Origin of the sequence: Balneola vulgaris DSM 17893 (assembly GCF_000375465.1) — a bacterium.
Classification (GTDB): Bacteria; Bacteroidota; Rhodothermia; order Balneolales; family Balneolaceae; genus Balneola; species Balneola vulgaris.
On sequence record NZ_AQXH01000001.1, the window covers coordinates 1549900 to 1563357 of the forward strand.

Annotated in this window: 12 protein-coding genes; 7 read left to right on the forward strand and 5 right to left on the reverse strand. The window is 41.2% G+C overall.

The features are described 5' to 3' along the window. The first annotated feature begins 1 nt into the window (after window position 1). From recR to B155_RS0106665, 4 genes are all read left to right on the forward strand, one after another. Complete coding sequence (gene recR, locus B155_RS0106650; protein ID WP_018127474.1) at window positions 2-604, forward strand: recombination mediator RecR; 603 nt, start codon at window positions 2-4, stop codon at window positions 602-604. 257 nt (window positions 605-861) lie between these two features. Beyond that, a complete protein-coding gene (locus B155_RS0106655) occupies window positions 862-2742 on the forward strand; it encodes a M1 family metallopeptidase (protein ID WP_040368069.1) in 1881 nt (626 codons plus the stop codon). Between the two features lie 73 nt (window positions 2743-2815). Beyond that, window positions 2816-3964: an NAD(P)-dependent malic enzyme gene (locus tag B155_RS0106660; protein ID WP_018127476.1), complete on the forward strand. Its 1149-nt coding sequence runs from the start codon at window positions 2816-2818 to the stop codon at window positions 3962-3964. 100 nt (window positions 3965-4064) lie between these two features. After that, a complete protein-coding gene (locus tag B155_RS0106665; protein ID WP_018127477.1) occupies window positions 4065-4808 on the forward strand; it encodes a hypothetical protein in 744 nt (247 codons plus the stop codon). 43 nt (window positions 4809-4851) lie between these two features. Here the strand turns inward: B155_RS0106665 and B155_RS0106670 are convergent, their stop codons facing one another. From B155_RS0106670 to B155_RS13090, 5 genes are all read right to left on the reverse strand, one after another. Next, on the reverse strand, window positions 4852-5418 hold the full coding sequence (locus B155_RS0106670) for a hypothetical protein (protein ID WP_018127478.1): 567 nt from the start codon (window positions 5416-5418) through the stop codon (window positions 4852-4854). A 165-nt stretch (window positions 5419-5583) separates the two neighbouring features. Further along, window positions 5584-8124 carry a type I DNA topoisomerase gene (gene topA / locus B155_RS0106675; protein WP_018127479.1) on the reverse strand — a complete coding sequence of 847 codons (2541 nt, stop codon included), beginning with the start codon at window positions 8122-8124 and terminating at the stop codon, window positions 5584-5586. Between the two features lie 14 nt (window positions 8125-8138). Then, window positions 8139-8612, reverse strand: coding sequence for a peroxiredoxin (locus B155_RS0106680; protein ID WP_018127480.1), 474 nt, complete (start codon window positions 8610-8612; stop codon window positions 8139-8141). Window positions 8613-8699: 87 nt separating this feature from the next. Next, a complete protein-coding gene (locus B155_RS0106685) occupies window positions 8700-9176 on the reverse strand; it encodes an OsmC family protein (RefSeq protein WP_018127481.1) in 477 nt (158 codons plus the stop codon). 6 nt (window positions 9177-9182) lie between these two features. Further along, window positions 9183-9755, reverse strand: a complete 573-nt coding sequence (locus tag B155_RS13090; protein ID WP_018127482.1) for an NUDIX hydrolase — start codon at window positions 9753-9755, stop codon at window positions 9183-9185. On the opposite strand from B155_RS13090, the gene B155_RS0106695 reads away from it, so the two are divergent. The 3 genes from B155_RS0106695 (at window position 9754) to argS (ending at window position 13453) form a co-directional block, all read left to right on the forward strand. Next, window positions 9754-10935 carry an AMP nucleosidase gene (locus tag B155_RS0106695; protein ID WP_018127483.1) on the forward strand — a complete coding sequence of 394 codons (1182 nt, stop codon included), beginning with the start codon at window positions 9754-9756 and terminating at the stop codon, window positions 10933-10935. The two genes, B155_RS13090 and B155_RS0106695, sit on opposite strands and share 2 nt — an antisense overlap. A 70-nt stretch (window positions 10936-11005) precedes the next feature. After that, the gene (gene radC / locus B155_RS0106700; protein WP_157464795.1) at window positions 11006-11731 is read left to right on the forward strand and encodes a RadC family protein; all 726 of its coding nucleotides are present in this window, start codon (window positions 11006-11008) and stop codon (window positions 11729-11731) included. Between the two features lie 93 nt (window positions 11732-11824). Beyond that, complete coding sequence (argS, locus tag B155_RS0106705; protein WP_018127485.1) at window positions 11825-13453, forward strand: arginine--tRNA ligase; 1629 nt, start codon at window positions 11825-11827, stop codon at window positions 13451-13453. Window positions 13454-13458 lie beyond the last annotated feature (5 nt).

Genomic DNA, 13458 nt, shown 5'->3' on the forward strand with positions numbered 1-13458 from the left:
CTTGCAGATAACCTCTGAATATTTAGAGCGAGCCATTGAACAGCTTGCTAAACTTCCCGGAACCGGTAGAAAGTCAGCCCAACGCATCGCCATTCATCTTTTGAAGCAAAACGATGAATACGCCCTTAAACTTGCTAACGCTATCGTTGACCTCAAGAATAAAGTAATACGTTGCGGTGTATGTGGCACTGTAAGCGATACAGACCCTTGTTCCATTTGCAGTAACCAAAAACGCGAATCCTCTACAATTTGTGTAGTGGAAGAGTTTAATGATGTATACATCATCGAAAAAACCAACGAGTTTAGAGGACGATATCACGTGCTTGGTGGCGTGATTTCCCCAATGGATAATATCGGCCCAGACAACCTACGCATCAAAGAACTATTACAACGCGTGGGCGGAAATGAAGGCATCGAAGAAGTAATCCTTGCCTTAAATCCTGATGCGGAAGGTGAAGCCACTTCATATTACATCAACAAACTACTGTTACCTTATGATGTGAAGGTAACTCGTATTGCTTATGGTATCCCGATGGGCACCGAATTGGAGTTTATTGATGAAGCTACTTTGAGCCGAGCTTTTGCAAGTCGCAACGCTTTTTAAATCTGCCTTACAACACATTTAATCTTTAGCCCGCTTTTCATTACTTTGGTTGGGCTGAAAGCTTCTCAACACGTCTTTAACGTAGTTTTGCACAAGCATATACAACTGTAAATCTTAGATGCGTTACATTTAAGATTCCTTGCTATGTGTGATGGCTTTCACCTTCAATAAAGGGATTCGCCTTTTGGGCAATACTACTTAATAAACTATTAACATCGTCGGCCATTAACGGCTTAAAGACGGTAAAACAATTACGAATGAAATATCTATTAACACTACTATTGTTTCTCTCTATGAGCATCAGCGGTGTTGCGCAGCAGTCTACAGGCTACTGGCAGCAAAGTGCTGACTATACCATGGAAATTGATGTAGATGCCAAAAACCATCAATACAGTGGAAAGCAAAAACTAGTTTACACTAATAACTCTCCCGACGAATTAAATAAGGTGTACTATCACCTATACTTCAATGCATTCCAGCCAGGAAGCATGATGGACGTTCGTTCTAGAAATATCGCCGACCCAGATCGTCGTGTTGGAGATAGAATTAGCAAATTAAGTGAAGATGAAATTGGATATCAGCGAATCCGCACTTTAAAACAAGATGGTAAACCTGTTAAGTTTACTACCGAAGGAACCATCTTAGTTGTAGAATTAAACAAAGCTATTAAGCCTGGCAAGAAATCAACCTTCGAGATGGAATGGGATGCGCAAGTGCCATTACAAATTCGCCGTTCTGGTTGGAATAACGCTGAGGGTATCGAACTTTCAATGAGTCAATGGTATCCTAAAATGGCTGAATATGACTACATGGGCTGGCACCCGAATCCATATATTGGCCGTGAGTTTCATGGTATATGGGGCGATTTCGATGTGAAAATCTCTATCGATAAAGACTATGTAATTGGTGCTACTGGAATTCTTCAGAACCCAAATGAAGTTGGTCATGGCTACGAAAAGCCTGGTTCTAAAGTAAACCGCCCAAAAGGAGATAAAATTACTTATCACTTTGTAGCGGAAAATGTAATCGATTTTTTCTGGGGAGCAGATCCTGACTTTGTTCACACTACAGCTCAAGTACCAAATGGTCCAAAACTACACTTCTTCTACCAAAAAGATGTAGTTACCGGTGCCGACCCACAACGAAATGCACAGTTCAAAGAGAACTGGGAGCGTTTACCAGAGCTAACGGTGAAAGCATTTACTTATGCAATGGAGAAGTTTGGACGTTACCCATATCCTCAATTCTCTGTTGTTCAAGGTGGTGACGGTGGCATGGAATACCCTATGGGTACATTAATTACGGGTGGCCGTTCGCTAGGTAGTTTAGTAGGCGTAACCGTTCATGAGTTTTTCCATAGCTGGTACCAAGGCGTGCTTGCAACTAACGAAGCACTTTACCCATGGATGGATGAAGGTTTTACAAGCTTCGCTAGTTCTGAAACCATGGCTTATACCTTTAACCGTGAAGGTGGTAATGTACATGCTGGTTCTTACGGTGGGTACATCAGTTTAGCCAAATCGGGGTTAGAAGAGCCGATGACGACTCATGCCGACCATTACAACACTAACCGTGCGTACGGCTCTGCTTCTTACTCTAAGGGCGCTGTATACTTAGGTCAGTTAAGTTATATCATGGGCGACGAAACCTTCCGACGTGCATTCTTACGTTATTTCAACGAATGGAAATTTAAGCATCCTACTCCAAACGATTTACTTCGCATCATGGAGCAAGAATCAGGCATGATCCTAGATTGGTATAACGAATACTTCGTGAGTACCACTAAGACTATCGACTATGGTATTCGTTCAGTATTAGGTGCAGGTTCTTCAACTAAAGTTGAGCTAGAACGCATCGGGTTAATGCCAATGCCTATAGATTTAGAAGTTGAGTACATGGACGGAAGCAAGGAAATTTTCTATATGCCATTACGTATCATGCGCGGTGAAAAGCCAGCTGAAAATGATACGAAGCGTACAGTATTAGAAGACTGGCCGTGGACAAACCCAACTTATACCGTTGAAATCCCGACTTCAGCTAGTAATATCAAGACCATCACTATCGACCCAACACGTCGTTTAGCTGATATTGAACCGTCTAATAATACTTTCGATGTAGAAGGAATGATTAAGAAATAAACCGTATTTTATGGTTGTAGGCACCAAGCTTTAGTTTGGTGCCTTTTTTATATACAGAAGACGAAAAATTGATATGTCACAAAAAGATTATAACTCCCTCTCCATAGAAGCCCATAAGAAGGCCAAAGGCAAAATCTCCATTGAATCGAAACTCCCACTAGATACTAAAGATGACTTAAGTATCGCTTATACACCTGGAGTTGCTGAACCTTGCCGCGAAATCGCCGCTGACACTGAAAAAGCATACGACTACACCGCTAAGGGCAACCTTGTAGCTGTTGTAAGTGATGGATCTGCTGTATTAGGCTTAGGGAATATAGGCCCAGAAGCTTCACTTCCGGTGATGGAAGGAAAAGCAGTACTATTTAAAAAATTCGCCAATGTAGACGCAGTACCTATTGTACTAAGCACTCAGAATACTGAAGAAATTATCACTGCCGTAAAAGCGATTGCACCAACTTTTGGCGGTATCAACTTAGAAGATATTTCTGCACCTCGTTGTTTTGAAATTGAACGACGTCTTAAAGAGGAATTAGATATTCCTGTATTTCACGACGACCAGCATGGTACTGCCATTGTAACTTTAGCTGGCATGTTCAATGCTTGTAAACTTACAGGCCGTGAACTTAAAGACCTCTTTGTAGTAATAAATGGCGCCGGTGCAGCAGGCGTAGCTATAGTTCAGCTACTATTTGAAGCGGGTGTTAAAGATGTAATTATGTGCGATAGCCGTGGTGTTATTCATAAAGGAAGAACAGACCTGAATGACACTAAGAAGGAAATGGCTGAGCTTACTAATAAATCTGGCATCACGGGTAAATTAGAAGACGCTGTTAAAGACTCTGATGTATTTATTGGAGTTTCAGCACCAGGCGTACTTACTCAAGAAATGGTAAAAACGATGGCAAAGGATCCTATCATTTTCGCGATGGCAAATCCTATCCCAGAAATTATGCCTGACGAAGCTAAAGCAGCAGGTGCTCGCATTGTGGCTACTGGTCGTTCTGATTTTGCTAATCAGATTAATAACGTACTAGCATTCCCAGGCTTATTCCGCGGAGCATTAGATGCACGTACTAGCAACCTTACTTCAGCAATGTTTATTGAGGTAGCTCGTGCTATTGCCGATAGTGTTGAAGATCTATCGGAAGAAAAAATCATTCCTAGTCCTTTTGATCCAAAAGTACCTGGGCGTGTAGCGGAAGCCGTTAAGAATATGTAAGCCCTATTTAACTTCGCTTAAGTCTATAATTTTATAGCAACATTTCTTAAATAACCTCATCTTGTGGTGGGGTTATTTTTTTATATATAAGTGAGGGTTTATGAATTTTTACCGGTTAGTGCACTCTATAGAAGAGTTGGTTTACCAATTCGCCATTTGGTTACTTCTACTTCCTAAAACTATTATAAAGATCATTCGGCATCCAAAATGGATGCAACCATATGTAGAAGAAGAACTAAAAAAAGAACACGAGCACCGATTCCAAGAATACCTCTCTCCTATATTATTCTGGGTATTAATATCCGTGGTTCCCACCTATTACCTTGGCTTCGACTTCTTTAAAGGTCTGCTTTCTGAATTTGAATTAATGGAAGCTGAGAATTTCGAAAACTTACGAGCAGAAACCGTGATGGCAGGCATCGCGATGTTCCTTATTACAGGACCGCTTACCTTTTCAATTTTTCTGGAAAAGATGTTGGGGCAACCCATCTCTTATACTTCTATTCGCGATACCTTTTATATACAAGTGTACATTTTTGGGCCTACCCAATTGTTTACCGGTCTTGGGCAGTTAAAAATGTTTGAAATAGTTGCCTTTAAAATGGACACCTATATGGATCTCACTAATAGTGATACCCTGTGGGTTCTATATTTTCTATTTGGTTCCATCTACCTAGTGTTTTGGACCTATCACGAATACATCGTGTTTAGAAGAACTTTGAAAAAAGGACGTATTCAAAGCCTGTTCCTGGTAATCATGATGGGAGTGTTCGCTTATTTTCTACTCTTTTTAAGCTTGTTTACCCTAACCACCATCGCTGTAATGAATATGGAAGGCTTTTAAAATCCGCTTTTTCTGTATCTATAAACGGATTCTACAAAGAGAATTAAAAAAGGCTTTTTTGGTCTAAGTCTTTTTTCTGAGCTCGTTCGATGGTAGGGTCTTCTACCACTTCGTAGTTATTCAGCATTTCAGGCATAAATCGTTTTTCATAAATCCGACGAGCGATTCCATTTAATGCCTTCTCTCCGCGAGGTGTGATGCGAAGAAAACCAGTGTCATCTTCAGCAATAAAGCCAAAAGCCCGTAAGTCATTCACGATCAAATAGGCTAATTTTTCGGTAACACCTGCACTTTTTTCAATTACTTCACGATGAGGAGCATCCTCTGTACTTATATAAATGCGACCTAGTACATTCAGCTCTGCCTCTGTTAACGGATAGCCCTCACTTCCTTTGGTAAGTAAATTGTCCCATGTTTTTTGAGAGTAATGAACGCCAAACCACCACTTCCCTTCTTTCAGTAGATGTTGCGTTACTGCACAGGCAAGATACTCGCCGGGAGCTGCTTTCTGAGGCTCTCCCCTAGACCGAAACATATTCACCATGGTAGCAAGATCTAGCTCATGAATATTCGGCGGATATTTAAAGTAGAGGTTACTTCGCTTTTGCATTGCGGGTTAACTGCCTGCTTGTTATTGGAAACAATCTAATATGCTGAAATTAAATAAGCTTGACCAATTTTAAAATTCACAACCGCATTGTTTTTGTAATAGCTCAATAAAAAAAGGATGATCTAATTTCATAAACCATCCTTTTTAAAATGTTGAATTCAGAACCTAGCTTTTGGAAGCTATCAACTCCACGGCTTCTTCTAGTGTGAATTTCTCAGGCTCTGTGCCTTTAGGTAAACCGATATTCTTCTTTCCATGCTTGATGTATGGACCATATCGACCATTCATAACCTTAATAGGTTGTTCCGTTTCAGGGTGCTTGCCAAGGTCTTTAAGTTCAGCGCTCTTTCGAGGTGCTGCTTTCATTTTAAGCAACTCAACTGCACGGTCTAGTTCAATGGTTAATACATTGTCATCCTTCGGTAATGATTTAAATTTACCATCGTGAACCACATATGGGCCATAACGACCTACACCCGCCTTCACTACCTTACCATCTTCAGGATGCTCTCCTAAGTGTCTTGGCAACTCCAGCAATTTGATAGCTAGATCAAGATCTACATCTTCAGGTGTCATCCCCTTCAGAAGAGAAACTCGTTTCGGCTTCTTGTTTTCTTCGGTAACCTCACCTAACTGAACATATGGGCCAAATCTACCCGACAGTAAAAATACAGGCAACCCTTCTTCTGGATGAACTCCAATAGGTTTATCCTGTTCTTCAGAAATTTTGATAAGCTGTTCAAGCTTCTCGGCTGAGATATCGCTTGGATCCATATCTTGTGGAAGTGAAGTAGAAACCTCTTCTCCATCTTTCATCATTTTCGCATAAGGTCCAAATCTACCAACGGCAACTTGAATGCCTTCAAGTCCTTCTAGCGGTAAGTCTAGCAATTTCGCTTTTTGCGCATCAATCTTATCTTCTTGGCGATCTACTTTTGCACGTAAGCCATTCTCACCTTTATAGTAATCGTCTAAGTACTTCACAGGGTCTTGCTTGCCTTGCGCCACCTCATCCAATTTATCTTCTAAGGAAGAAGTAAACTCACTATCCACTAAATCAGGAAAGTGTTCTTCGAGTAATGAAGTAACCGCAAAGGCCGTGAACGATGGAATCAACATTTTGCCTTCGTTTTTAGCGTATCCACGATCTTGAATTGTACTTATTACCGTTGCATAAGTACTTGGGCGACCAATTCCTCTCTTCTCTAATTCCTTAACCAAGGTTGCTTCAGTAAATCGAGCAGGAGGCTTAGTTTGGTGTGCATTGAACTTCAGATCTTGAAGATCGGTAGCATCCCCTTTTTTCATTGCCGGCAAGAATTTCTCTTGGTTTTCAAGCGCCGCATCAGGATCATCACTGCCTTCAACATAAGCACGGAAGAAACCAGGGAATAAAATTTTCTTTCCACCTGCTCTAAAGTCGGCTGAAGTACCATCGTTTGATGCATTGATGGTCACATTTGTGAATTCCAGCTCTGCCTCTGCCATCTGAGTGGCAATAGTTCTCTTCCAGATTAAGTCGTATAGCTTAAACTCACGATCTTTTAATCCAGATTTTTCTGGTAGTATGAATTTAGATCCTGAAGGACGAATAGCTTCGTGAGCTTCCTGTGCTGTTTTACCCTTCTTGGTATAATTTCGTACACGCTCAAATAAATATTCTTCTCCGTATTGGTCTACAATACCATCTCTTGCGGCATCAATAGCTTGTGATGAAAGGCGCGTTGAATCCGTTCTCATATAAGTGATAAAACCTTTTTCGTATAGCTTCTGAGCTACACTCATGGTATCACGAGCTGAGAAATTAAACTTACGGTTGGCTTCCTGCTGAAGAGTTGACGTAATAAATGGAGGCGCTGGGTTACGCTTTTGAATTTTAACATCTACATCTGTAACCGCCCAGTCTGCTTTCTTAAGCTGGTCTACCAAATCTTTGGCTTTGGCTTCATCAAGAAGTACTACCGAATCTGGTTTCTTTAGCTTTCCGGTACTCTCATCAAAATCTTTACCACTTGCTAACCGCTTGCCATCAAGATGCGTTAGGTCTGCATTAAATTCATCATTCTCGCCTGCTTTTTGTAAAGCCGCTGATAAATCGTAGTAAGTTCCACTACGGAATTTCATCCGCTCACGTTCGCGCTCAACCAATAGCTCCACCGCTACTGATTGTACCCTACCTGCCGAGAGGCCTGGAGATATCTTCTTCCATAATAAAGGAGAAACGGTATAACCAGCTAAACGATCTAAGATTCGTCGTGTTTCTTGGGCATGCACTAAGCGCATGTCAATTTCACGTGTGTTCTCAAGAGCATTCTGAATGGCTTCTTTGGTAATCTCACGGAATACCATTCGCTTAACGGGCACTTTAGGCTTTAACACTTCTAATAAGTGCCATGATATAGCTTCCCCTTCACGATCCTCATCCGTTGCGAGAATCAATTCATCTACATCTTTAAGCTTATCTTTTAATCGCTTTACAATTTTCTTTTTGTCTGGCGGAGTTACATAAATAGCAAAATATCGGTCATCTGGATTGATGCCCAAGGTTGCCCAACTCTCTTTCTTATACTTCGCCGGAATCAGTTTAGCTGACGATGGCAAATCACGGATATGGCCCATCGAAGAGTCTACATCGTACCCTTTGGGCAGATATTTACTGATTGTTTTAGTTTTTGTAGGGGACTCTACGATTACGAGACTTTTCATGTTCTGTCAGTTTCTTACAGGCTTTCAACCAGAGCTTTCAACTCTTCAGCGTGAGCTTTTGTATCAATTTTTTTTATGGTTGCCAAGATAGTACCATCCGTATCAATAACAAAAGCCGATCGAGAAGGCCCTGTAAATACTTTACCGTACATCTTTTTCTCAACGATGGAATCAGTTGCTGATGCAAACTTAAATTCTGGATCAGACACTAAGGTGTAATTTATTCCCTGTTTGTCGGCATACTTTTTATGTGAACCACAGGTGTCTTTACTAATTGCAATTATGTTGAACCCATTATCGGTAAACCATTGCGAGTTTTCAGCTAAGCTTAGTGTTTGTCGGTCGCACCCAGAGGTGTTATTCTTCATGTACACCGACACAATAGACTTTTTATCCAAGAGATCCGTAAACTTTACTTCGCGCTCTTCGCCGTCTTCAACAATTTTTACTTCAAATTCTGTATCTATTTTAGAACCTGTCTCTATCATTAAAATATTTTGCTTTGATGATTAAATTAGTTTTGAACTAACTATTAATAGCCCTTCTTTCGTTCGAAGGTTCCACAATTCATACTCTTATTCATTAAGAACAGTAGTTGGTTCATGCAAAACATCAAAGTTACAGGAGTTTGCAATAAAACACATTTCATTTGCGGTTTTATGAAGAGCTTCTGCTTTTTTTAACATTTCAACTTCAAGAATTTGAACCTCAGGGCGTAGCACCACTTTACTGAAAGCACCACTTCCATTGGCCTTTTCGGTCATTTCCCCAATCGCGTTATCAGTGTAGCTCACAATGGTGATCCCTGCTTCTGAACATAAATGGAGATACCACAGCATGTGGCACGATGACAATGAAGCTAGAAATAATTCTTCAGGATTATACTTAGTTGGGTCTCCCCGAAAAGCTGGATCTGAACTTCCTTCTAAAACAGGTTTGCCATCTATCTTAATGTCGTAGCTCCTTTTGTATGAGGCATAAGATTGAGTGCCTTTTCCTAAGTTTCCCGTCCATTCCAATTTTGTCTCATAGTTATGAACCTTGCTTCCCATATTCTATTACTCCTTATAATGTGAACTTATCAAATACTTTGTAACGGCTGCCACAACCAACGCATGATGTACAGCCCCATGTCTAACTAAATCCAAAAAATCAGCCCAAGGCATTACTTGAACTTTGATGCGTTCATTCCCATCCAATTCTTGATCGCCTACTTTTTCACAGTTCTTAATTAGGTAGGTATGTGTGTAATTCGAAAGCATAGCGGGGTTTGAACTAACTTTCCCAAGATTGATAACTTCTGAACCCGCATACCCTGTTTCCTCCTTGAGCTCACGAATCGAAGTTGCTTCTGGGTGCTCGCCGGGATCAACCATCCCTCCTGGTAATTCTAAGGTTGGCTCTTCAATACCGTATCTATACTGTTCCACCAAAACGATATTATTTTCAGGAGTAAGTGCTATTACATTGATCCAGTCTGGGGCCTTAACAACTGAAAAGGTAGCCTCATAATTTTCTGACTCCAATTTCATCCGCCTACTAAAAACCTTGAAAATATTCGTCGTATATTCCAATTGCTCGTTGGTGGTAACCCATGGCTCAATTGTATAATTAAAAAGGCTATTACTCATGACAAACTCGCTTCACTTATCTCATTCAGATTTTTCAAATAATGATGACCTGCGCAAAGCTACGGAAAATGCTTGCGACCTGATGGAGAATATCTATGAGCAAGGTAAATACCCAAAAATGATTGTAGAGCGAGCGTGGTCGGAGCACAACCCAACTATTAATGGAGAGTTGGCGCATCCAAAAGCACTTCGATGGTATCTGAAGCGTGAGCTAACTCGGTTGCTTCAAAAAAATGCTGACATCACCATTGAACCTTCTCGTGAAACTATTCACCTTAACAATCCACTGTTATTAGATCATACAGATGAAAGCGAGTGGGATATCACGAACAAAAAGCTATTCCTTTTTAGCCCTGAAAGAACTGAAATTTCATTAGACCGCCTTTCGCATTATACAGGCACCGACCCTTGTGATTTCCAACGGTATATTCTCTTTACCAATTACGCTATGCACGTTGAGGTGTTTTTAGAAAAATTCCCTGACTGTGTGAAGCCTGCCCGTGAGGGGGTACAAATGCCGGCTTATCATCATAAACTAGATGACAATAAAGGTATCACTCTCATCAACATTGGCGTTGGACCTTCAAATGCTAAAACTATCACTGATCATGTAGCGGTACTTCGTCCCGATGCCATGATTATGGTTGGTCACTGTGGTGGACTTCGAAACCACCAAGAAATTGGCGACTTCGTTCTTGCTAGCGGTTACATGCGAGAAGACAAGGTACTAGACGATTTATTCCCAATAGGTATCCCTGTTGTACCGAATTACTTATTGAACCTATACCTCAAACAAGTATTGGATCATCATGGGTTAAACCATCGTGTTGGCACCGTTTACACAACGGCAAATAGAAACTGGGAGTTTTCAAAGAAAGCAACCGTTGAACAGATTCATCAAAGTAGAAGTATGGCGGTAGACATGGAGTCGGCAACGGTAGCAACGAATGGATTCCGGTACCGCGTACCTCATGCCACCTTATTATGTGTAAGCGATAAGCCTTTACATGGGAAACCAAAGTTATCGGGAGCTGCCCAAGCTTTTTATCAAAACTCGAAAGAAATGCACCTCGAGTTAGTGATTGAAACCATCGAGATGGTAAAACAAAACTTCCCAGAAGGGCTTCCGAACTCAAGCATTCGCGCTATGAACGAACCATTAATGGGTGGTGGCGAGTAACTGCCTTCGTTCTTATTTGTAAGGAATCTTGGTTTCTATGGTCATACTTAGCAAAAAGAGTATGATTACCATGATTAACGAAAAACACGAATCCTTTTCCGCCGATGACTTTCTAAACCGGTCGGTAAAGGACATGCGCCCCGATGAACAACCCAGAGAAAAACTAATGCGGTATGGAGCAGGATCCCTTTCGGATGCTGAACTTCTAGCTATCTTATTACGCACGGGCACCAAAAAACTTAACGTCATTGAAGCCTCACGTGCTTTATTGGATCATTTTGGTGGACTCCATTCTCTTATCAAAAGGCAATGGAAAGAATTAGGGGTAATACCGGGTATCGCAAAAGTAAAAGCTATTACCTTAGAAGCCGCCTTTGAATTAGCACGTCGACTTCAAGTAGCTGAATTGGGTGAAGAAGTACAAATCACCTCTCCCGAAGCAGCATCCGCTTATTTTGGACCGAAGTTACGGCACCTTACTAAAGAGGTATTTATTGTAGCCTTTCTAAATAACAAAAAAGTGCTCACAGGCTTTCAGCAGATTAGTTCAGGCGGGAGCAATGCCACAATTGTTGAACCTGCGGAAGTGATGAGGCAAGCTATACTCAATCAAGCCAATTCCATAATCGTACTCCACAACCACCCTTCTGGAAATGAACGAGCTTCCACGGCCGACATTCAACTCACCAAACGATTGATTGAATCTGGCAAACTACTGGGAGTGCCTTTAGATGATCATATTATCATTGCAGGCTACAATTTTGTTTCTCTTCGAAGTGATGGAGTATTCAATTAAAGCTCCCAACTCTAACGGTTATAGAATCTGGAATAATTCTTAATTCTTAAGTGAATCAGCCTTATCTTTGCTCTGAATTAAGACTACTTATATATGAACGATTATCTACAGCAGATTATAGCTGACGCATTAAAACCATTTGAGCTAGAAGAACAACCAGATATTCAGCTGGAAGCTCCAAAAGATCCCACTCATGGAGATGCTTCCACCAATGTTGCTATGATGCTTGCTCGGCCGCTAAAGAATAACCCAAGAGCAATTGCACAACAGCTAGTAGATAATCTTAAGTATGATGACAAAAAAATTGCGGCTGTTGAAATAGCAGGCCCGGGGTTCATCAATTTTCGATATGCTGAAGACTATTTATATGATGAGCTCTCAAGCATTTTAGATGCTGGCACTGAGTATGGTAAAACAAGCGAGCATGGTGGAAAGAAAGTGCTTGTTGAGTTTGTAAGTGCGAACCCAACAGGTCCGCTTACAGTAGGTCATGGCCGTAATGCTGTGCTTGGAGATACTGTAGCTCGATTGTTAGAGTGGACGGGTGCTGAAGTTGACCGCGAATATTATTTCAACGATGCAGGACGCCAAATGCGTGTTCTTGGCCAATCGGTTCAAGCACGTTATCATGAATTGTTGGGCTTAGAAGCTGAATTTCCCGAAGGAGGTTACGAAGGTGAGTACATCCGTGATATCGCCGCTACCATAAAAGATGAAAAAGGGGATAGTTTAGCTAATCAAGACGAATGGAAGCCTTTTAAAGAAAAAGCGGAAGAGTCTATATTTGCCGATATCAGCGGTACTTTACAGCGTATGAATATCCATATGGATTCGTATTTCAATGAGCACAGTTTGTATGAAGACGGTTCTATTGATGATGCTGTAGCAAAACTTCGTGAAAAGGGACTCGCTTATGATGCCGATGGCGCTACCTGGTTTAAAACTACCGAGTTTGGCAAAGAAAAAGATACGGTGCTTATCAAAAGCACGGGTGAGCCAACCTATAGACTCCCTGATATCGCATACCACATGAACAAGCTCGATCGTGGATACGACCTGTGCTTGGATGTATTCGGAGCCGACCATATTGCAACTTACCCAGATGTGATGTCTGGAATTTCGGCACTTGGTTATGATGCAGATAAAGTAGACGTAATCATCTATCAGTTTGTGACCATTGTAAAAGATGGCCAACCATTCAAAATGAGTACACGAAAAGCCAATTTCGTGACTCTCGATGAACTCATGGATGAAGTGGGCTCTGACGTAACTCGCTTCTTCTTTTTAATGCGATCGCCTAATACGCATTTAGAATTTGATATTGCACAGGCTAAAGAAGCCGGTGATAAGAACCCTGTATTCTATCTTCAATACGCACATGCACGCATTGCTAGTATCTTGCGTAAAGCTACCGAAGAGTACGACTTTGAGGGACAAGCAGACTTAACTTTACTTAAGGAATCGGCTGAGGAGGCTTTGATCAAAACACTCTTGAAGTTTCCAGAGCAAATCGCTTCTGCCGCAAATGCTAGAGAACCACATCGCTTAATAAACTACTTGAACGACGTTGCTTCAGCCTTCACAACTTTCTATCACGATTGCAGAATTATTGGTGTAGATCCTGACTTGGGACAAGCACGTATCGAGCTTGCTAAGGCTACCGCTCAAGTGCTAAGAAATGGATTAACTATTTTGGGGATTACGGCACCCGATAAAATGTAAGAGTG